This window comes from Micromonospora sp. D93, from assembly GCF_018070365.1.
In the GTDB taxonomy this organism is placed as follows: domain Bacteria; phylum Actinomycetota; class Actinomycetes; order Mycobacteriales; family Micromonosporaceae; genus Micromonospora; species Micromonospora ureilytica.
In genome coordinates, this window is sequence record NZ_JAGPXW010000031.1 from 17,801 (window position 1) to 37,815 (window position 20,015).

The 20,015-nt window shown below is 73.1% G+C and carries 18 protein-coding genes; 8 read left to right on the plus strand and 10 right to left on the minus strand.

Annotation, left to right across the window (positions count from 1 at the left end):
• The first annotated feature begins 49 nt into the window (after window positions 1-49).
• Window positions 50-1,546 carry a trehalose-6-phosphate synthase gene (locus tag KBX71_RS27255; protein WP_247684206.1) on the plus strand — a complete coding sequence of 499 codons (1,497 nt, stop codon included), beginning with the start codon at window positions 50-52 and terminating at the stop codon, window positions 1,544-1,546.
• A gap of 20 nt (window positions 1,547-1,566) precedes the next feature.
• On the opposite strand, the gene KBX71_RS27260 is transcribed toward KBX71_RS27255, so the two are convergent.
• The 6 genes from KBX71_RS27260 to KBX71_RS27285 all read right to left on the minus strand — a co-directional run bounded on the left by KBX71_RS27260 (window position 1,567) and on the right by KBX71_RS27285 (window position 6,873).
• A complete protein-coding gene (locus KBX71_RS27260; protein WP_210820707.1) occupies window positions 1,567-2,361 on the minus strand; it encodes an alpha/beta hydrolase in 795 nt (264 codons plus the stop codon).
• A 69-nt stretch (window positions 2,362-2,430) separates the two neighbouring features.
• A complete protein-coding gene (locus KBX71_RS27265; protein WP_210820638.1) occupies window positions 2,431-3,837 on the minus strand; it encodes an NAD(P)/FAD-dependent oxidoreductase in 1,407 nt (468 codons plus the stop codon).
• A 117-nt stretch (window positions 3,838-3,954) separates the two neighbouring features.
• Window positions 3,955-4,647 (minus strand): endonuclease/exonuclease/phosphatase family protein, encoded by a 693-nt coding sequence (locus KBX71_RS27270; protein ID WP_374102649.1) that lies wholly within the window; start codon window positions 4,645-4,647, stop codon window positions 3,955-3,957.
• 11 nt (window positions 4,648-4,658) lie between these two features.
• Window positions 4,659-5,606, minus strand: coding sequence for an ROK family glucokinase (locus KBX71_RS27275; protein ID WP_210820639.1), 948 nt, complete (start codon window positions 5,604-5,606; stop codon window positions 4,659-4,661).
• Between the two features lie 75 nt (window positions 5,607-5,681).
• Window positions 5,682-6,386, minus strand: coding sequence for a hypothetical protein (locus tag KBX71_RS27280; protein ID WP_210820640.1), 705 nt, complete (start codon window positions 6,384-6,386; stop codon window positions 5,682-5,684).
• 31 nt (window positions 6,387-6,417) lie between these two features.
• Entirely contained in the window at window positions 6,418-6,873 is a 456-nt protein-coding gene (locus KBX71_RS27285) for an SRPBCC family protein (protein WP_210820641.1), read from the minus strand.
• A gap of 118 nt (window positions 6,874-6,991) precedes the next feature.
• Between KBX71_RS27285 and KBX71_RS27290 the strand changes: the two genes are divergently transcribed.
• From KBX71_RS27290 to KBX71_RS27320, 7 genes are all read left to right on the plus strand, one after another.
• Window positions 6,992-8,806 (plus strand): long-chain fatty acid--CoA ligase, encoded by a 1,815-nt coding sequence (locus tag KBX71_RS27290; protein ID WP_210820642.1) that lies wholly within the window; start codon window positions 6,992-6,994, stop codon window positions 8,804-8,806.
• A 14-nt stretch (window positions 8,807-8,820) separates the two neighbouring features.
• The gene (locus tag KBX71_RS27295) at window positions 8,821-10,512 is read left to right on the plus strand and encodes a GAF domain-containing sensor histidine kinase (protein ID WP_210820643.1); all 1,692 of its coding nucleotides are present in this window, start codon (window positions 8,821-8,823) and stop codon (window positions 10,510-10,512) included.
• A 7-nt stretch (window positions 10,513-10,519) separates the two neighbouring features.
• Window positions 10,520-11,188, plus strand: a complete 669-nt coding sequence (locus KBX71_RS27300; RefSeq protein ID WP_030337723.1) for a response regulator transcription factor — start codon at window positions 10,520-10,522, stop codon at window positions 11,186-11,188.
• Window positions 11,189-11,379: 191 nt separating this feature from the next.
• Window positions 11,380-12,189, plus strand: a complete 810-nt coding sequence (locus tag KBX71_RS27305) for an SAM-dependent methyltransferase (protein WP_210820644.1) — start codon at window positions 11,380-11,382, stop codon at window positions 12,187-12,189.
• A 79-nt stretch (window positions 12,190-12,268) separates the two neighbouring features.
• Window positions 12,269-13,927 carry a bifunctional diguanylate cyclase/phosphodiesterase gene (locus tag KBX71_RS27310; protein ID WP_247684211.1) on the plus strand — a complete coding sequence of 553 codons (1,659 nt, stop codon included), beginning with the start codon at window positions 12,269-12,271 and terminating at the stop codon, window positions 13,925-13,927.
• A 211-nt stretch (window positions 13,928-14,138) separates the two neighbouring features.
• Window positions 14,139-14,723: a TetR/AcrR family transcriptional regulator gene (locus tag KBX71_RS27315; protein WP_210820648.1), complete on the plus strand. Its 585-nt coding sequence runs from the start codon at window positions 14,139-14,141 to the stop codon at window positions 14,721-14,723.
• A 20-nt stretch (window positions 14,724-14,743) separates the two neighbouring features.
• Window positions 14,744-15,406, plus strand: a complete 663-nt coding sequence (locus KBX71_RS27320; protein WP_210820649.1) for a 1-acyl-sn-glycerol-3-phosphate acyltransferase — start codon at window positions 14,744-14,746, stop codon at window positions 15,404-15,406.
• Window positions 15,407-15,419: 13 nt separating this feature from the next.
• Here the strand turns inward: KBX71_RS27320 and KBX71_RS27325 are convergent, their stop codons facing one another.
• The 4 genes from KBX71_RS27325 to KBX71_RS27340 all read right to left on the minus strand — a co-directional run bounded on the left by KBX71_RS27325 (window position 15,420) and on the right by KBX71_RS27340 (window position 19,896).
• Window positions 15,420-16,544 (minus strand): glycosyltransferase family 4 protein, encoded by a 1,125-nt coding sequence (locus tag KBX71_RS27325; RefSeq protein WP_210820651.1) that lies wholly within the window; start codon window positions 16,542-16,544, stop codon window positions 15,420-15,422.
• A complete protein-coding gene (locus KBX71_RS27330; RefSeq protein WP_124821175.1) occupies window positions 16,541-17,800 on the minus strand; it encodes a M48 family metalloprotease in 1,260 nt (419 codons plus the stop codon). The genes KBX71_RS27325 and KBX71_RS27330 overlap by 4 nt, the downstream gene beginning before the upstream one ends.
• 102 nt (window positions 17,801-17,902) lie before the next feature.
• The gene (locus KBX71_RS27335; RefSeq protein WP_196925337.1) at window positions 17,903-18,121 is read right to left on the minus strand and encodes a hypothetical protein; all 219 of its coding nucleotides are present in this window, start codon (window positions 18,119-18,121) and stop codon (window positions 17,903-17,905) included.
• Window positions 18,122-18,420: 299 nt separating this feature from the next.
• Window positions 18,421-19,896, minus strand: coding sequence for an NYN domain-containing protein (locus KBX71_RS27340; protein WP_210820653.1), 1,476 nt, complete (start codon window positions 19,894-19,896; stop codon window positions 18,421-18,423).
• Between the last annotated feature and the right edge of the window lie 119 nt (window positions 19,897-20,015).

Below are 20,015 nucleotides of genomic sequence, written 5' to 3' on the forward strand. Positions count from 1 at the left end.
TTTTCCCTTGCTCGCGGCGGTCAGTCCTCTGCTGATCGGAATGCCCGAGATGCGACAGAGTTCTCTCGTGGTGGTGGCCAACCGCCTCCCCATCGACGACAACCAGGCCCCCGACGGGGCCTGCGAATGGCGGCGCAGCCCAGGTGGGTTGGTCAGCGCGCTGCACCCCCTCCTGCGGCACACCCCGGCGACCTGGGTCGGCTGGGCCGGTGGCACCGGGCCGGCCCCTTCGCTGCCAGACGTGGACGGCGTGCGGATGCACACCGTCGCGCTCAGCCCGGAGGACCTGCGCGACCACTACGAGGGGTTCGCCAACGCCACCCTCTGGCCGCTCTACCACGACGCCGTGGAGCAGCCGCAGCACCACCGTCGGTGGTGGGAGGCGTACCAGCGGGTCAACCAGCGCTTCGCCGAGGCGACAGCGGAGGTGGCCGAGCCGGGCGGGGTGGTCTGGGTGCAGGATTACCACCTGCAACTGGTCCCCGGTCAGCTGCGCGCGCTCCGCCCGGACCTGCGCATCGGGTTCTTCCTGCACGTGCCGTTCCCGCCGCCGGAGCTTTTCATGCAGCTGCCCCGCCGGGCCGAACTGCTGCGCGGCATGCTCGGCGCCGACCTGGTCGGCTTCCAGCGCGTGCAGGCGGCGCACAACTTCGCCCAGCTGGTGACCCGGGTGCTGGAGCTGCCGGCCACCGACCGGCGCATCGGCATCGACGACCGGGTCGTCCGCATCGGCGCGTTCCCGGTCTCCATCGACACCGCCGAGATGGCCGCGCTCGCCGACCGCCCGGACGTGGCCGCTCGGGCCCGCCGGCTCCGTCAGGACCTCGGCGATCCCCGGCAGGTAGTCCTCAGCGTGGACCGGATGGATTACACCAAGGGCATCGAGCAGCGCCTCAAGGCGTACAGCGAGTTGCTCGCCAGCGGCGACGTCAAGGTCCGCGACACGGTGCTGGTGCAGGTCGCCATGCCGAGCCGGGAACGCGTCGGCCAGTACCAGATCCTGCGCGAGCGCATCGAACGCGAGGTCGGCCGGATCAACGGCGAGTTCGGTCGGGTCGGCGAGCCGGCGATCCACTACCTCACCCAGCCCTTCGACCGGGCCGAGCTGGCCGCGCTCTACCGGGTCGCCGACGTGATGGCGGTGACGCCGTTGCGCGACGGGATGAACCTGGTCGCCAAGGAGTACGTGGCCGCGCGGGTCGACGACACCGGCGCCCTGCTGCTCAGCGAGTTCGCCGGCACCGCCGCCGAGCTGTCCCAGGCGTACCTGGTCAACCCGCACGACCTGGAAGGGCTCAAGCAGGCCCTGCGCGCGGCCCTACGGGCCAGCCCGGCCGACATTACCCAGCGGATGCGGGCCATGCGCGCCCACCTGCACCAGCACGACATCCGGGCCTGGGCCCGCTCCTACCTCCGCGCCCTGGACGAGGGCGGCTCCCTGGTCGGTCGTCTGAGCAGCACCGACGCCGGCTCCGACGCGCCCGTACGGGTGCCCCGACCGGCCACCACGACCGGCAGCCCGGCCGTGCAACAGGCCGGCGGCTGACCGGCCGTCGGCCTGGCTGCTCAGTGCGCCGCGGGCTCCTTCTCCAGCCAGTCCAGGATCGCGTCAATCGGCTCCGCCCACCGCGCGTCAAGCATCAGGTCGTGGCCCATCCCGGGGAAGAGCAGCGGCGCCGACCCGAACCTGCGGGCCACCCGGGTCAACGTTGACGCCGGCACCACCCGGTCGTCCGGGCTGCCCAGCACCAACACCGGGGGCGCGCCCACGGCCGCCTCGGCCTCCGGCTCACCCAGCAGCGCCCACTGCGCCCGCCGACCAGCCCGACCGAGCCGTCCGACGTACCGCCGGGCCTCCTCGTCGGGCAACTCGCGGCTGAACAACTGCCCCCGGTTGAGCCGCAACGGCCCGCCGAACACCGCCGGCAGCGTACCGGCGGGGTTGCGGCGCAACGCCGTGCCCAGCACTCCCCAGCCACCGAAGACCGGTGCCACCAGGACCGCGCCCCGCGCCGGGTAGCGGGCCAACGCGTGCGCCACCACCAGGGCCCCGGCGCCGTGGCCCACCAGCACCGCCTGCCGCGGCAGGCTCGCGGCCACCTGGACCACGTCGTGGGTGTACGCCCGCAGCGTCGCCTCCGGCGCCGGCTCGCTGCCACCGTGCCCGCGCAGGCTCACCGCGTACGCCGGGAACCCCCGCGACGCCGCGTGACCCAACCAGTGCTCGGCGAACGCCCACGCGCCGTGCCCGAACCCGGGAACGAAGAGCAGCGGCGGACGCCCCTCCTCCAGCTCGGGAATCGCGCTGAGCACCTCCCGCCGGGCCGGCCGGACCGGACGCGACCACTCCCGGCCCCGCATGATCCGCAGGTCAGTCACTGGTCTGCCTTTCGTTCGCGACTGCGGGGCTCGCAAGCTCACTCCTCGCGCTCACTTACCCTCCAGGTCGAGCAGGGCGCGCTGGATGGCGCGCAGGTAGTCGGCGTGCCCGACCTCGAACCAGTGCCGGCTGCTCTCCTTGACCGGCCCGGAGTACCGCTCCCCGGCCCGGTCCCGCACCCGCTGCGCGAACGCCGCAGCCCGTTCCGGTCGGTCCCGACGGGCCTGCAGCAGTCGGGCGAAGAGCACCGTCTGCCAGTGCGACAGGGTGAACAGCCCGGACTCCGGCTGCAGCAGGCCGGCGACGGCCAGGGTCGGATGCCCAGGCGTGAACGCGTTGAGCCACAGCGTGGGGCGGCCCGCGCCCGCGCTGTCACCGAACACCGACGCGTCGAGGAACTCGAAGCGCGGCAGGTACCCGGTGGCGAAGACGACCACCTCGGGGTCGATCTCGCGGCCGTCGGCCAACTCCACCGCGTACGGGTGGAACCGGGCGATGTCCGGCACCGGGCCGATCCCGCCGTGGCCCACGTAGTACACGAGCTGACTGTTGGCGATCGGGTGCGTCTCGTACACCCGGTGGTCGGGCTTGGGCAGGCCGAAGCGGGTCAGGTCGCCGACGGTCAGCTTTAGCGTCCAGTGGTAGAGCCACTGCCGCACGCGCAGCGGCACCCGCAGCGCCAGCAGGGCGTCGTTGACCTGGTCGGCGGGGCGACCGAGCACGTACTTCGGGGCGTACCAGTAGCCGCGCCGGGTGGAGTGCCAGCAGCGCGACGCCTGCTGGGCGGCCTCGACGGCGATGTCGCAACCCGTGTTGCCGGCGCCGACCACCAGCACCCGCTTGCCCCGCAGCTGCGCCGGGTCCTTGTAGGACGACGCGTGCATGATCTCGCCGCGGAACTCCTCCAGGCCCTCGTAGCGGGGCAGCTTCGGCGACCAGTTGTGCCCGTTGGCGATCACCACGGCCGCGTACCGGGCGGTGCGCTCGGGGCCGTACCCGCCGGTGGAGCGGGTGGTCACGTCCCACCGATCCCCCTCGACGGGCTGGACCCGGATCACCTCGGTGCCGAACCAGATGTGCGAGCGCAGATCGAAGTGGTCGGCGTACCGCTCGAAGTACGACAGCACCTGACCGTGGTGCGGGTAGTCCGGCCAGGAGTCCGGCATCGGGAAGTCGGGGAACTGGGTGAACGGCTTCGACGAGATCAGGTGGGTGCTGGCGTACACCGGGCTGCGGTCGTGCCGCCAGTTCCAGGCGCCGCCGACGCCCGTCTCCCGCTCGTAGCAGTCCACGCCGAAGCCGTGCTCGCGCAGGTTCTTGATGGCCGTCAGGCCGCTGGCCCCGGCCCCGATGACGCAGACCGTGTCGCCCCGGTCGGAGACCGGGCGGCCGTCGCTGTTCGCCGCGGGCGAGGTCGCCTCCGGGTCGGGCCGGCCGTGGTCGGTGGAGGTGGACACCGGGGAGATCTCCTTTTGGTACGGCAGGCGTGCCGGTCGCCGCGAAATCCTCTCCACAACCGAGCCGGATGTCCAGTCCTGGAACGGACGCGTCGACTGTCGAGCCGGCGGCGGGGGTCAGCCGGTGGCGGGCAGGAGCAGGTCGACCAGGACCGGGAAGTGGTCACTGGCCCGACGGGTCTGCGGGGTGTCCACCACGTCGTAGTCGACAACTGTGATCCGCGGGTCGACGAAGAGCGCGTCGATGCGTCGACGCGGGTCGACGCAGGAGTAGGTGAGCCGCTCGGCCCGGTCGGCCGCCACCGCGGCGTCGGTCAACCCGCGCGACACGGTCGCCCAGGCCGGCCCGTCCGGACCCTCGTTGAGGTCGGCCCCGGCCAGCACCGGGCTGGTCGCCGCGTCCAGGCCGCGCCTGAACTCGGCGGCCTGGGAGGGCCGCTCGGCCGGGTCGGTGGAGAGGTGCGAGCCGGCGAGGGTGAACTGGGCGTCACCGACCCGGCAGTCGGCGTACGCGGCGCCGCGAAGGTGCCGGCCGGGGGTCAGCGGGAAGCGCTGGCAGCGGGTGCCCAGCACCTGGACCCGCAGGCTGGTCAGGAGCAGGTTGCCCAGGGCGGGCAGCCCACCGGCGGCCACCACCAGACCGAACGACTCGGCCAACGTGGCGGACTTCTGCCGCCACCGGAACCGGCGCGGCCCCTCCTGCACGATCACCACGTCCGGCGTCGCGGCCCGGACCACCGCCGCCAGCGCGGCGGTGTCGTCGCGCTGGCTGTGGATGTTGTACGACACCACGCGCAGCGGCACACCCATCCCGGACCGCCTCAGATCCGGCGGGCCAGATCGGCGGCGCCGATCACCCCGGCACTGTTGCCCAGCTCCGCCGGGAGCACCTCGGCCACCGGCAGGCGACCGCGCTGGGCGAGCGCGTCGAGGTACGAGCGGCGGGTGGGGCCGAGCAGCAGGTCACCGGCGTCGATCACACCGCCGCCGACGACCAGGGTCTGCGGGTCGAGGATCTGCGCCATGTCGGCGAGGCTGGTGCCCAGCCACCGGCCGATCTGGGCGAACGCCTCGGCGGACACCGGGTCGCCGCCCTGGGCGGCGGCGGTCACCATCGGGCCGGTGATCGCCTCGACCTCACCGCCAGCCAACTTCAGCAGGGCGGTGGCCCGGTTGGGCTCCTGCCGGGCGCCGGCCCGGGCGAACCGGACCAGGGCGCTGCCGCTGGCGTACTGCTCGATGCAGCCCAGCCGGCCGCAGCCGCACTGGTGTCCGTCCGGCACAGCCAGCATGTGGCCCAGCTCCGCGGCGATGCCGTGCGCGCCGCGCATCAGATCGCCACCGAGGACGATGCCGCCGCCCACACCGGTGCCGATGGTGAACATGATCATCGAGTCGTCGGCGTCGCGGGCCGCGCCGTAGCGGAACTCGGCCCACGCGGCGACGTTCCCGTCGTTCTCCACGATCACGGGCAGACCGAGGGCCTCGCTGACGTACTCGCGCAGCGGTTCGTCGCGCCAGGCCAGGTTGGGGGCGAAGAGCACTGTCGAACGGCTGGCGTCGATCCAACCGGCCGCGCCGATGCCGACGGCCTCGATGGTCCGCCCGGCGGCCAACTCGCCGACCAACTCGATGATGACGTCGCGGGTCTTGGCGACGTCATCGGCGGGAGTGTCCCGTCGGGTCTGCACGAGGACCGCGCCGGTGTCGTCCACGACACCGCCGGCCACCTTCGTGCCACCGACGTCGACTCCGATGGTCAGCGTCACCGCTACCGCCCCCCTCTGCTGTGCTGTCCGAGCAGGTCCCGGCTCAGTGCCGGTCCAGGTCGGAAGGTCCCGCGCTCAGGCGCCGTCGCCCGATGCGTCCGCGTCGGCGTCATCGGGCACCCGCGAGGCGGGCACCACGGGACGGTTGGTCGGTGCCGGTACGGTCGCCGTCCCGGCCTCGTCGACGGGTGGTACGGCGGCCGGGGCGAGTGGGTCCGCCGTCCGGGTGGCGACCGACCAGACATCCCGCTCCGGCGCCGGCTGAGAATCATGCCCGCTGCGGGTGGCATCGCGCCACACGTGGTCGTCGCCGCTTGCGGTGGACGGGGTGCTCGGGGATGCCTCGGGGAACACGTCGTCGGTGCTCGCGGTGGGTGCCGGCGATGGCGGAGCGTTCGGCCCGGCGGCCGGATCGGCGGGGGTCGGCGCGGTCGGTTCGGCCGGGGAGAACGCGCGGAGCAGGCTGGCGACCCCCGCGGCGAGGTCACCGGCGCCGGTCGCGAGACGTTCGGCGAATTCCGGACTCGGATCACGTAACGCGGCGATGCCCCGACAGACCGGGCAGACGCAGCATTCGGCCGAACCGGTGGCGAAACCACCACCGGCGCCGGGGCGCCCGTCCGGGCCCGCGCTGTGACCGAGGACACCGGACAGCATGCCGCCCAACGAGCCGAACGCGCCGCTCGCCGAGCCGGCGGAAGCCAGTCGTGCCCCCGCCAGCAGGGTGGCGACCAGCCGCTCTGCCTCTTCCCGGGCCGAACCCGGATCCGTACCGCCCACCGTCGGCTCCTCTACCGTGCCACCGGACACGTCACTGCGCCGCACCGGTTGCTTCTACCCGGCGCTTGAGCTGCTTCAACGCGGTATCCATGATCATTTTTTCGGCTTTGCGCCGAAACATGCCGAGCATGCCGACCGACAGGTCGACCTCCAGCGTGTAGGTCACCGTGGTGCTGCCGTCCGGGTTACCCACCAGGTCGTACGAACCACGCTGGGCCTTCTGCATCTTCGAGGGGGCGACCAGGTGCCACTCGATCCGGGACAGGTCCTCGGCGTACTCGTAGGCGAGCACGTACTCGTCGGCCATCACCCCGGCGTCGATGGTGAAACGCACCTGACTGGCGTAACCGTCCTCGTACTCCTCGACGACCTCGGCCCGACGCACCGCCTCGGTCCATTCCGGGTAGCGCGCGAAGTCGCAGATGACCGCCGTCACCTGATCCGGTACGGCGCCGATGATGATCGACTGGGTGGAGGAGTCCGCCATGGGGGGAGGCTACCCGCCTCCTGGTTGTCTCACCCCGACCGCCCGCCGGGTAGGTTTCGACACATGCCGACGCCCACGGCGGCGGCCGTCCGGCCAGTGCGAGCACGAAGGAGTGCAGGTGCGCGAGTTCTCCGTCCCACCGATCGTCACCGTTGGCGATGCGGCCAACCTCACCGATCCGGTCTGGGACAACGCTGAAGTCGCGCCCGACAGCGTCCAGTTCGCCCGCCCCACCCCCGGCGCCGACGGCACCCTCACCACCTGGGCCGAGGTGACCTGCCTCGAGTTCCGCGACGAGGTGGCCGCCGTGGCCCGCGGACTCATCGCCGCCGGCATCGAGCCGGGTGTCCGGGTCGGGCTGATGAGCCGGACCCGCTACGAGTGGACGCTGCTGGACTACGCGATCTGGGCCGTCGGCGCGGTGACCGTGCCGATCTACGAGACGTCCAGCGCCGAGCAGGCCGCGTGGATCCTCGAGGACTCCAACGCGGTCGCCGTCGTGGTCGAGACCGACGCGCACGCCGCCCTGATCGCCGGTGTCCGGCACCGGCTGCCCGAGCTGGACCAGGTCTGGCAGATCGACAGCGGCGGGGTCGACGAGCTGGTCACGAACGGCGCCACGATCGAGCTGGCCGAGGTCGAGCGGCGGCGCAAGGCCGTCCGCGCCGGCGACCTGGCCACCATCATCTACACCAGCGGCACCACCGGCCGACCCAAGGGCTGCGTGCTCACCCACCGCAACATGTACGCCGACATCGCCAACGCGGTGCCGGTGCTGCCGAACCTGTTCAACGCCGGCGCGAGCACTTTGCTCTTCCTCCCGCTGGCGCACGCCTTCGCCCGACTCATCCAGATCGGCGTCGTGCAGGCGCGGGCCACCATGGCGCACTGCGCCGACACCAAGAACCTGGTCGCCGAGCTGCAGGCGTTCCGGCCGACCTTCGTGCTCTCCGTACCCCGGGTGTTCGAGAAGGTCTACAACGCCGCCAAACAGAAGGCCGAGGCGGACGGCAAGGGCGGCGTCTTCGCCCGTGCCGAGCAGGTCGCCATCGCGTACAGCGAGGCTCTGGAGACCCCGGGCGGGCCGGGCCTGGCGCTGCGCGCCCAGCACGTGGTCTTCGACCGGCTGGTCTACCGCAAGCTGCGCGCCGCGCTCGGCGGACGGTGCCGGGACGCGATCTCCGGCGGCGCGCCACTCGGCGCCCGGCTCGGCCACTTCTACCGGGGTATCGGCGTGACGGTCCTGGAGGGCTACGGCCTCACCGAGACCTCGCCCGCCGCCGCGGCGAACCTGCCCACCGGCACCCGGATGGGCAGCGTCGGCCGCCCGCTGCCCGGCGTGACCGTCCGGATCGAGGACGACGGCGAGATCCTGATCTCCGGCGAGCTGGTCTTCCAGGGTTACTGGCGCAACGAGACCGCGACGGCCGAGACGATCAGCGCCGACGGCTGGTTCCGCACCGGCGACCTGGGCCAGCTCGACTCCGACGGCTACCTGAGCATCACCGGCCGCAAGAAGGAGCTGATCGTCACCGCCGGCGGCAAGAACGTCGCCCCGGCGGTGCTGGAGGACATGGTCCGGGCGCATCCGTTGATCAGCCAGTGTGTCGTGGTCGGCGACCGGAAGCCGTTCATCGCGGCGCTGGTCACCGTCGACGAGGAGGCGCTGCCGACCTGGCTGGAGAACGCCGGGCTGCCCCTCGACACCTCCATCGAGCAGCTGCGCGAGCACGAGGGCCTCCGTAAGGAGATCCAGGCCGCGATCGACACCGCGAACCAGGCCGTGTCGAAGGCCGAAGCGATCAAGGTGTTCCGGGTCCTGCCCCACGACTTCACCGAGGCGACCGGCGAGCTGACCCCGTCGCTCAAGGTCAAGCGCCAGGTTGTCCACAAGACGTACGCGGCGGAGATCGCCGATATCTACCGAGGCTGACTACCATCCGTCACGTGCCCGCATCCACAGCCACCGCACCGCGCCCGCATCCCCTCGCCGCAGCCGCTCGCCTGGTGATGCTGGCGCTGGTCGCCGTCCTGACCCTGTTCGCCACCCGCGACGTCGCCCAGCTCTGGTGGATCGCGTTGCTGGCGGTGGCCGGGCTGCCGTCGCTGCTGGCACCGCAGCACCGGGTGGTCGGCCCGCTGAGCCGGGTGGCCGAGGTGGTGGTGCTGGGGCTGGCCGCGAGCCACGTCGCCGCGGTGGCGTCCATCGGCGGCACTGTCGACGGCCTCGGCGCGTCGGCGGTGCTGCCGTACCTGGCGGTCCCGGTGACCGTCACCGCGCTGCGCCGCCGCTTCCCCGAGGGCGCCGCGCTGCTCGTGGTCACCGCCGCCACCCTGCTGGTCAGCGGCGCGCTCACCCAGGTCGACGGCGGCCCCCAGCTCGGCCAGCTGGGTTACCTCGCGGTCTGCACGCAGTGGCTGATCCTGGCGGCGCTGGGGCTCTACGCCGCCGGCACGCTGCACCGGGTGATGGCGGTCCGCGGTGAGGGCAAACCCCAGCCGTACGCCGAGGCCACCCGGCTGCTGACCCAGCTGCGTACGGTGGCCCGGCAGCTGCCCGGGGCGACCCTGGACCCGGGCGGCATCTCCGAGCACCTGCTGGAGGAGTTGCGCACGGTGGCCCGGGCCGACCGGGGCGCGGTGCTGTCGGCCAGCGGCGGCGGTCGGCTCGTGGTGCTCGCCCAGGCCGGCGTCGACCGGGTCGACTGGGAGACGACGCTGGACGCCGATTCGGCGATCGCCGACGCCTGGGCCACCCAGCAGGCCACCACTGCCGCCCGGTCGCAGTCCCGCTCACACCGTGGCGGCGACGTGTCCGCGCTGATCGTTCCGCTGGCCGCCGGGGTGCGCACGGTGGGGCTGGTGGTGCTGGAGGCCGACGTCGCGCACGCGTACCCGCCGCCGGTGGTGTCCCGCGTGACCGCGCTGACCCGCCCGGCCGCGCTGCGGCTGGAGGCGGCGCTGCTCTTCGACGAGGTGCGCTCGCTGGCCACCAACGAGGAGCGGCAGCGGCTGGCCCGGGAGATCCACGACGGGGTGGCACAGGAACTCGTGATGGTCGGCTACGGCATCGACAACGCCCTGGCCACCGTCTTCGACGACGCCGACGAGACCGCCGAGGCCCTGCGTACGCTGCGCGGCGAGGTGACCCGGGTGATCCAGGAGCTGCGGCTGAGCCTCTTCGAGCTGCGCAGCGAGGTGGACCGGCAGGGTGGGTTGGCCGCGGCGATCGCCGAGTACGCGCGCACCGTGGGCGCGTCCGGCGGGCTGCGGGTGCACCTGTCGCTGGACGAGTCCACCGCCCGGCTGCCGGCCGCCACCGAGGCCGAGTTGCTGCGCATCGCGCAGGAGGCGGTGACCAACGCGCGCAAGCACGCCGGGGCGTCGAATTTGTGGGTCACGTGTGAGGTCGACCCCCCGTACGCGCAAATAGAAGTGTCGGATGACGGTCAGGGGATGGCTGACCAGCGCCCGGACGGGCGGTACGGTCTTGCGATCATGGCCGAGAGGGCGGAACGTATCCGGGGCCGGTTGGAGATCAGGCCGCGGCAACCCAGCGGCACAACCGTGGCGGTGGTTCTCGGCACCTCAGCCCGGCGCGATAACGTGCGCGGCAGCGCAGCACCAGAAGGGGAGTAACCCGAGGATGACCACAAGTCCGATACCGGCCACCCGTACCAAGGTCCTCCTTGTCGACGATCATGACCTGATTCGCAAGGGTTTGCGGCACGCCTTCGAGCGCGACCGCCAGTTCGAGGTCGTCGGTGAGGCGGCCACGGCGGCGGAAGGAGTACGCCAGGCCGGCGCCCTGCAGCCGGACGTGGTGATCATGGATCTGCGGCTGCCCGACGGCAGCGGCCTGGAGGCCACCCGCGCGCTGCGCAAGTCCAGCGCGTCGATGGGCATCGTGGTGCTGACCATGTACGCCGGCGACGACCAGCTCTTCGGCGCACTGGAGGCCGGCGCGAGCGCCTTCGTGCCGAAGACCGCACCGGCCGACGAGGTCGTGGCCGCCGCACGGCACGCCGCCTCCTCCCCCAGCGCGTTCACCGCGGCCGACCTGGCCGAGGCGATGAAGCGCCGGCTCGCCCCGTCCGGTCCGCAGTTGTCTCCCCGGGAGGGGCAGGTGCTGCGGCTGCTCGCCGACGGGATGAGCGTGGCGGGCATCGCCAAGCAGCTGTTCGTCAGCGAGTCCACGGCGAAGACGCACATCTCCAAGCTCTACGAGAAGCTCGGCGCGGCCAACCGGGCTCAGGCCCTGATGACAGCACTCCGGCTCGGCCTGCTCGAGGCACCGGACGCGCCGAAGTTCTGACAGGTCTCCCGCTCGTCGAGCGGGACGTAGCGACCGACGGTCCGCGCCAGCTTCTCCCCGGCGCGGACCGTCGCGCATCGACCGACGTCTGCGGGCAACCTCCGCCGCGCTATGGTCTGGCGTGCGTGGCGGGGTGCACAATACCCGCGCGGGCGACGATGCTCGCGTCGCGGACACGAGGGGTGAAACGCATGCAGCGGCCGGACTGGGCACCCGACACCATCGACATCGAGCGCCCGAGCGTCGCGCGGATGTACGACTACTACCTCGGCGGCTCGCACAACTTCGCCGCCGACCGGGCTGCCGCGCAGGCGATGGTCGCCGCGGTGCCCGAGGCGCCGTTGATGGCCCAGGCCAACCGGGCGTTCCTGCGCCGGGCCGTGCACCATCTCTCCGAGGCCGGGATCCGGCAGTTCCTGGACATCGGCTCGGGCATCCCGACGGTCGGCAACGTGCACGAGATCGCCCAGCAGCTCGACCCGCGGTCACGAGTGGTCTACGTGGACGTCGACCCGGTGGCGGTGGCGCACAGCCGCGAGATCCTCGCCGGCAACGAGCAGGCCGCCGTGGTGCAGGAGGACCTGCGTCACCCGGAGGCGATCCTGACCCATCCGGACGTCCGCAAGCTGCTCGACCTGAGCCAACCGGTGGCCGTGATGGTCGTGGCCGTCCTGCACTTCGTCTCCGACGACGACCGACCGGCGGAACTGCTTGGGACGCTGCGGGACGCGTTGGCGCCCGGCAGCTATCTGGTGCTGTCGCAGGCCAGCGACGACGGGCGCAGCGAGGACGAACGCGCCGAGGCGGAGCGGGTCTACCGGCGCACCGACAGCCCGCTGTCGATACGCAGCCGCGCCGAACTGACCGCGCTCTTCGACGGTTTCGAGTTGCTCGACCCCGGCGTGGTCTGGGTGCCCGAGTGGCGACCGGACACTCCGGAGAGCGCGGAGGACGCCGAGCGCGCGGTCTTCATGGGCGGCGTCGGGCGCCTCGGTGACTGAGTCGCCGGTGGCGACGTCCCACCCGGGCACGTTCGCTCGGGCCTGGGCGAAGGCTGTCTCCGGCACCAGCTACCTACCGATGACCCAGGCCCAGTTGGAGTCCCTGCTGGACCGGCTCACCGGGCAACTGGCCGGCGCGTTGCTCACCGAGCCGTTCGACCTGCGTGCCGGGCACCGGGTCGGCGCCGAGTTGGTCGCCGCGCACATCGCCTCCGCCGAGGGGCTGGGTCGTACCGTCGAGGTCATCCAGCTCCGCCTGGTGCGCGACCTGGGGTTGGTGGCCGAGGACGTCGAGGACCGGATGGCCCGGCTGCTGGCGGCCGTGGCGACCGGCTACGCCCGCGCGCTGCGCGACCGGACGCTCGACGAGCAGGAGTCGATCCGGCGCGCCGCCATGCGGGCCCGCACACAGGCCGAGCGGGCGCTGCGGGCCAGCGAGGCCCGGTTCCGGCATCAGGCCACCCACGACCCACTCACCGGCCTGCCCAACCGGACGCTGTTCACCGAGCGGCTCACCGCCGCGCTCAACGAACCGGGCCGGGGCGCGCAGCGGGTCGGGGTGTGCTTCCTGGACCTGGACCGCTTCAAGGTGGTCAACGACACCCTGGGGCACCAGATCGGCGACCTGTTGCTGGCCACTGTGGCGGAGCGGCTGCGCAAAGCCATGGGTGAGCATCTGGTCGCCCGGCTCGGCGGCGACGAGTTCGTCATCCTGGTGGAACGCACCGCCGGCACCGACGACATGGTCGGGGTGGCCGAGACCGCGCTCGCCGCGGTACGCACACCGGCGCTCGTCGATGGGCACGAGCTACAGATTTCCGCGAGCATCGGCATCGTCGAGCGCCAGGTGGCCGGGGCCAACCCCACGGACCTGATGCGGGCCGCCGACAGCACCCTGCACTGGGCGAAGTCCGCCGGTGGGGCGCGCTGGGCGCTCTACGACGCCGAGCGCAACCAACGTGAACTGGCCCGCTACGCGCTCTCCGCGGCCATCCCGGCGGCCTTGGAGCGCGGCGAGTTCTACCTCGACTACCAGCCGCTGACCTCACTCCGCGATGGCAGCCTGGTCGGCGTGGAGGCGCTGGTCCGCTGGCGGCACCCCGAGTTGGGGGTGCTGCGTCCGGACAGCTTCATCGGGTTGGCCGAGGAGACCGGCCTGATCATCCAGTTGGGCGGTTGGGTGCTGGCCGAGGCCTGCCGTGAGGCCGAGGCGTGGTCGGCCGGGGGCGTCGCCGCCCCGTTCGTCAGCGTCAACCTGGCGGTACGGCAGGTCCACCGGCCCGGGTTGGTGCAGGAGGTCCGTGCCCTTCTGCGGCAGACCGGCCTGCCACCGGAGCGACTCCAACTGGAGATCACCGAGAGCACGATGATGAGCACCGCCGAGGAGCCGGTCCGCGCCCTGCGCGTCCTCGCCGACCTCGGCGTACGCATCGCCATCGACGACTTCGGCACCGGCTACAGCAACCTGGCGTACCTGCGGGACCTGCCGGTGACCGAGCTGAAGGTGGCCGGCGAGTTCGTGGCCGGCCTGCGGTCGCCCTCCGTCGGCCGCACCGACGAGCGGATCCTCGCCTCCCTGGTCTCGCTGGCGCACGCGCTGGACCTGACGGTCACCGCCGAAGGGGTGGAGACCGCCGGGCAGGCCGAGCGGCTACGCGCGATCGGCTGCGACGCCGCCCAGGGCTGGCACTTCGGTCGCCCGGCCCCCGCCGATCGCATCCTGGCCCGCATCCGCTGACCCTCGGGCCCGCCCGGGGGTCGAGCGGACGACGCGAGCGGACAGCGCGGGGCCGGATACTCCGTTGAGCGTGATGCCTGTGAGTCATCTTGACGACTCACAGGCATCACGCTGATCCCGGCAAGGCACGGCAGGTCGCCGAGACACGCCTCCTCGAGCCAACCCCACCGCCGTGGTAGACGGCGTCTACGGTTGCTGGTAGACACTGTCTATGGGCGCGGACGAGACGGGGCTACGAGGGCGGCTGGTGGCTGCCGGGGTGGATCTGGTGCTGCGCGAGGGCCAGTCGGCGGTCTCACTGCGGGAGATCGCCCGCCGCGCCGGCGTCTCACATGGCGCACCGCGCCGCTACTTCCCCACCCACGTCGACCTGCTCTCCGCCATTGCCCGGGAGGGCTTCGCCGACCTCACCGCCCGGGTCGAGCAGACGATGCGCGACGTCGACGCCGACCCGCGTACCCGATTGACCGCGCTGGCCCGGACGTACCTGGACTTCGCGGCGGCCCACCGCGGCATGTTCGAGCTGATGTTCCGTCACGACCTGCTGGACAGCGGCCGGCTGCGGCTCCGCGAGACGAGCCTGCCGCTGTTCGCCATCCTGGCCGACCTGGTGGCGCGGGCGCGCCGGCCCACCGACGCCCCCGCGGCGGTGCTCGCCGGCGCGCTCTGGGCGAACCTGCACGGCATCGCCCAACTCTGGGCCTGGGGTAGCCTGCCGCTCGCCACCGGGGCCACCGACGACGACGCCCTGCTGCGCGCCGCGTTGGAGGCCCACCTCGGCCCGGCACCCGACTGAAACTCGACCCCGGAGGACACGTGCCCCTGCTGTACGACGTCACCAAGCTGACCGTCGGTACCGCGCTGCGGTTTGGCTGGCGACCCCGTGTGGAGGGGCTGGAGCATCTGCCCCGAGACGGCGGCGCGATCCTCGCCGGCAATCACCTCTCCGTGGCCGACGAGTTGTTTCTCGTCGCCTCGACACCCCGACACGTCACCTTCTGGGCGAAGGTCGAGTACTTCAACGGTCGGGGTCCGGGCGGCTGGCTCAACCGGCGGATCGTCGCCGGCATGGGCGCCATCCCCGTCGACCGCGCCGACGGCCGGGCCGCCCTGCGCGCCCTCGACGCCGCCATACCGGTGCTGCGCGCCGGCGGCCTGGTCGCCGTCTACCCGGAGGGCACCCGCTCCCCGGACGGGCGGCTCTACCGGGGCCGGGTCGGGATGACCCGGCTGGCCCGCGACGCCGGGGTGCCGATCATCCCGGTCGGCGTGACCGGCACCGCCGAAGTGCTGCCGGTCGACGCGCGGCTGCCCCGTCGACACCCGATCACCCTGCGGTTCGGCCCGCCGATCCCGGTCGCCGAACGGATCAACGGGCCGCGCGACATCCGGACGGTCACCGACGAGGTGATGGCGGCGATCCAGAAACTCACCGGCCAGGAGTACGTGCCGCGCTACGCGCCCACCCGGGAGAGCTGAACGTGGGCGGCGATCAGCCGTCGAGCAGCGCCGTCATGCGTTCCGCCTGCGCCTCCCAGCGCCACTCCCGTTCGACCCACGCCCGGCCGGCCGCGCCCAGTTGGCGGGCCAGGTCCCGGTCGGCGAGCAGCCGGGCGACCCGGTCGGCGAGCTGGGCGACGTCCCGGCCGCGTACCACGTAGCCGGTCTCCCCCTCGCGGACCGCGTCCGGTGCGCCCCCGGAGTCACCGGCCACCACCGGTAGGCCGGTCGCGGATGCCTCCAGGTAGACGATGCCCAGCCCCTCGACGTCGAGGCCACGGTTGCGGGTGCGGCACGGCATCGCGTAGACGTCACCGGCCGCGTAGTGCGCCGGCAACTCGACCGACGGCACCGTGCCGGTGAACACCACGTCCCGTTCCACACCGGTCTGGCGGGCCAGTTTCTCCAGGGTCGCCCGGTACGGCCCGCCACCGACGATCAGCAGCGCCGCGTCGGGCACCCGGCGGCGAATCTCCGGTAGGGCCCGGATCAGCGTGTCCTGACCCTTGCGCGGCACCAGCCGGGACACACAGACGACCACCGGCCGGTCGGTCAACCCGAGTCGGGCCCGGACCTGTTCACCGTCCACGGTCGGGTGGTAGGTGTCCACGTCGACCCCGGGCGCGAGGCGGCGCAGCTCGGTCACCCCGTCCAGTACGCGGGCCAACCGGCTACGGGTGTACTCGCCGAGGTAGGTGGTCACGTCCACACCCCGACCGATGCGCCGCAACGCCGGCCGGGCGGCCGGCACCGCCGCCCAACCGACCTCGTGACCGTGGGTCTGGGCCACCACCCGGCGGATGCCGGCCCGTCGCCGCAGGCCGGCCGCGAGCAGCCCCAACGGGGCCGCCGCGCCGAACCACACAGTGTCGCAGTCGTACGCGCGAGCCAACCGGGCCGCCCGGCGGGCGATCAACGGGGTGGGCAGCAGCACCCGGGTGCGCTCCCGGATCACCTCGAACGGCTGGTCGGCGTCGAACTTCGCGGCCCCGCGCCAGCTCGACGCGTAGACGACCACCGAGCCGGCCGGTTGACGGACCGCGAGATTGTGCACGAAGGACTGGATCCCACCCGGGCGGGGCGGAAAGTCGTTGGTGATCAGCAGGGTGCGGTTCATCGGCCGGCCTCCCGGGCGTACGCGCGGGCGGCGGCCATCCGCTCCACGGTGGACGGATGCGAGGCCGAGTAGAGGTATTCCCAGCGGGGCGGGTCGGGATCGCCGAGGTTGACCGAGCCGAGCCGGCGCTGCATCGACTCGAAGGACTCCGGGTCGTCGGTGAGCGCGAGCGCGTGCGCGTCGGCCCGCGCCTCCACCCGTCGGGACATCAGCGCCTGGACCGGAGCGGCGACCAGCCCGGCGACCGTGACCAGGGCGACCAGCAGCGGGAACGCTCTCGGTTGGGCTACCGAGTCGACACCGGCCAGCCGCAGCAACGGCCCCCACGAGCCGAGCAGGTAGAGCGCCACCACGGCCGCCGCGGCACCCAGCGCCCCGGTCAGCGTGCCGGCCGCCACGTCGGAGTCCTTCGCGTGCCCCAACTCGTGCGCCACGACCGCGGTCACCTCGGCCGGGGTCGCCTCGCGCAGCAGCGTGTCGTAGACGACCACCCGCCGCGTCGGCCCGAGACCGGAGACATACGCGTTGACCGCCCTGGTGCGGCGGGAGGCATCGGCGACCAGCACGTCACGCACCGGCACGCCGTCGCGGGCGGCCATGCTCATCAGCTCGGTGCGCAGCGGGCCCTGCTCCATCGGTGTGAACCTGTTGAACACCGGCTCCACCAGCACCGGCAGCACGAACGACAGCAGCACCACCAGCACCGCGGCGCCGGCCGCGCCGAACGCCCACCACCAGCGTGGCGCGAGTCGGATGACCGCGTAGAAGCCGAACAGCGCCACCGCGCCGATCACCGCGCTGACCGCGTACGACTTGAGCAGGTCGACAGCCCAGCCGCTCCAGCCGTTGGTGCTCAACCCGTAGCGGGTGAGCACGCTCTGCCGCCAGGCGGCGAACGGGAGCGTCACCAGGTCGGCGACGAGCACCACCGCCAGCCCGCCGAGCACCGCCTGCGCGGCCCAGTGCCCGCCGAACGGCCGGCCCACCAGCTCGACCAGGCGGCTGCCCAGCGGGGTCAACCCGAGCGCGAGGGCGATCAGCAGCCCAACGGCGAGCGCGGCATAGCCGCCGGGGCGCAGCGCGGACCGGAACTCCCGACCCTTGGCCACCTGCTCGGCCGGCAGGTCACCGAGCGCGGCGAGCTGGTCGGCCCGGGGCGCCGGCGGGCGGTGCCACGGGATGAGCAGCGCGGCCAGCACGACCAGGGCGACGGTCAGCCCGGCCAGGGCCACAAGCGCCCAGCCGCGCGGGGTCACCGCGTCACCGCCCGTTGTTCCCCGCTCATCGCACCGCTCCTCCCGCCGTGACCGCTCATCCTATGGCCCGCGAAAAGCCCGCTTCCGGGCACGGTGTCGCGCTCAGGCGACGCGGCGGGTGGCACGACGGCGAGCCGCCTCCGGGCGCGCCGGCGCGGTCAGCACCTCCACGTCGAAGCCGGCCCGTGCGAACACCTCGATGGCCTCGACCTCGGCGGCGACCAGCCCGGCCGCCGGGGACGTCTCGTCGAACAGGGCGGTCAGCGGGCAGCCGGAACAGCCGTCGGCCCGCTTCGCGCACCCGTCGCAGTCGATGAGCATCACACCTCCTGATCGGCTCTCGGTGCTCGGTCGACGCCCTTTCGTCGCCGACCGAGCACCGTCGGTGACATCGACACTAACCACCGGGTACGACAGGAACCCCGTCCGACCGCCCGTTTCAGGGCTAGATCCACTCCAGATCAGCGAAATCGGGGTATCCCACTCGGCCGGACACCACGACATCAAGGAACTCGTGTCGATCATGGCGCTGGCGGCGGCTGGGCCATGCCGTCGAAAGCCCTCCCACGGGACCGCAGGCGCCGCTGAACACCTCCGCGGGGGGGGGGGGGGGGGGGGGGTCAGGAGCGGGCGAGCCGCCGCAGCAGCGAGTCCGCGCCCAGCGGGTACGCCCCGTGCCGGCGTACCCCGTCGGCGACCTCGCGGTCCGACGAGACCACGACCACCGGCCGGCCTGCCGGCTCGGCGCGGACCAGCCGCCGGATCAGCTCGTCGGCGGTCTCGCCCTTGCGGGAGAAGAGCACCCGCACGCCGCGCGGCGCGGGCGGCAGCCCGTGCATCCGCTCGGCGCCGTCGAAGACGACTGTGACCTCGTCGCCGGTCTGCGCGGCGATCCCGCCCAGCCCGGTGATGAGGCGTTTGCGTTGCTGTTCCAGGGACATCTCACCGAAGCCACGCTTGGTGACGTTGTAGCCGTCGACCACGAGGTGCGCCCGGGGCAGGGCGAGTAGTTGGTCGAGCCGGGCCGGGTCGTCGGTGTCGCGGGCGCGGGCGGCGGGGCCGGCCGGGGCGGTGCCCGGCCGTTCGGCGAACGCGTCGGCGACGAAGTCGGCGGGGAGTTTGTCCACCGGGTCGAGCGCCAGCTCCCGGCGCAGCCCGACGGCGGCCTGACCGATGGTCTCCAGGAGCAGCCAGAGCCGGGCGTCGTCGACCGAACGCGCCTCCTTGGCGCTGGCCCGGGCCACCCCGGCGGAGGCCTCGGCCTCGGCCAGCCGGGCGCGGGCGCGGCGCAGCTCGGCGTCCACGTCGGCGCTGGCGCGTGCGGCCCGGCCGCGCTCGGTGGCCAGCAGCTCGGTGGCCTTCCGTTCGCGGGCCTGGGTCTCCCGCAGGGTACGGGCGGTCTGCCGGGACTCCTCGCGGAGCTGACCCAGCTCCTCGCGGACGCGGGCCAGCTCGTCGCGGAGCTTCTCTGCCTCCACCCGGGCTACCGCGCGGTCGTGCTCGGCCCGGGTGGCCCGCTGCTCGGCCTCGCGGACCAACTCGGCGACGACGGCGCTGTCCGCCTCGGCGCGCACGGCGGCGCCGCTGGCGTCGATCAGCTCCCGCCAGCCACGGGGCCGGGCCAGGTAGGCCAGCGCGGCCACCTCGACCGGGTCGGCGGCGGCCGGCGCGGTGCCCTCGACCACTGCCGCACCGAGGTCACCGGCGTCGGTCAGGACCCGCGCGGTGACCCGCTGCCGGAACAGCGGGTCGGCGGTGAGCTGGGCGGCGATGACCGGCGCGCCGAGCCGGGCACGCCGGTTGGGGGCGAACTTGGCCACCCGGCGCAACGGCACGGGGACCTCGTCGGGAGGGAGGGTGGGCAGCACCGCCGCGGTGAGCGTCACGATCCGTTGCCGGACCGGCTCGGGCAGGGTCGGCTCCAACTCGGGCAGGGTCGGCGCCGGCTCGGCGCCGGGGTCGTCGCCCGTCGTTGTCGGGGCCGATGCGCCAGACGTGTCGTTGACTACGTTGTCGTCCGGGTTGCCCAGAGCACCGTCGAGCGCGACCGTGTCCTCCTGCGGGAGGTGGTCGTCGTACGGCTCGGTGAGGGGCATGTGGCAAGTCTCCCACCGCGACCGGGCCCACCGCCCGGTGAGTGAGCCGATCTCTCATCCTAGCCCCATGGTGACGGATGGGACGGCTGCGACGGGAGTGTCGGACCGTGGCGCTAGCG

Excerpts from the sequence above, each read along its gene's own strand:
- KBX71_RS27255 (WP_247684206.1), top strand. The coding sequence starts at position 50 with ATGCGACAGAGTTCTCTCGTGGTGGTGGCCAACCGCCTCCCCATCGAC.
- KBX71_RS27260 (WP_210820707.1), bottom strand. The coding sequence starts at position 2,361 with ATGCGGGGCCGGGAGTGGTCGCGTCCGGTCCGGCCGGCCCGGCGGGAG.
- KBX71_RS27270 (WP_374102649.1), bottom strand. The coding sequence starts at position 4,647 with ATGGGTGTGCCGCTGCGCGTGGTGTCGTACAACATCCACAGCCAGCGC.
- KBX71_RS27285 (WP_210820641.1), bottom strand. The coding sequence starts at position 6,873 with ATGGCGGACTCCTCCACCCAGTCGATCATCATCGGCGCCGTACCGGAT.
- KBX71_RS27300 (WP_030337723.1), top strand. The coding sequence starts at position 10,520 with ATGACCACAAGTCCGATACCGGCCACCCGTACCAAGGTCCTCCTTGTC.
- KBX71_RS27305 (WP_210820644.1), top strand. The coding sequence starts at position 11,380 with ATGCAGCGGCCGGACTGGGCACCCGACACCATCGACATCGAGCGCCCG.
- KBX71_RS27310 (WP_247684211.1), top strand. The coding sequence starts at position 12,269 with ATGACCCAGGCCCAGTTGGAGTCCCTGCTGGACCGGCTCACCGGGCAA.
- KBX71_RS27315 (WP_210820648.1), top strand. The coding sequence starts at position 14,139 with ATGGGCGCGGACGAGACGGGGCTACGAGGGCGGCTGGTGGCTGCCGGG.
- KBX71_RS27325 (WP_210820651.1), bottom strand. The coding sequence starts at position 16,544 with ATGAACCGCACCCTGCTGATCACCAACGACTTTCCGCCCCGCCCGGGT.
- KBX71_RS27335 (WP_196925337.1), bottom strand. The coding sequence starts at position 18,121 with ATGCTCATCGACTGCGACGGGTGCGCGAAGCGGGCCGACGGCTGTTCC.
- KBX71_RS27340 (WP_210820653.1), bottom strand. The coding sequence starts at position 19,896 with ATGCCCCTCACCGAGCCGTACGACGACCACCTCCCGCAGGAGGACACG.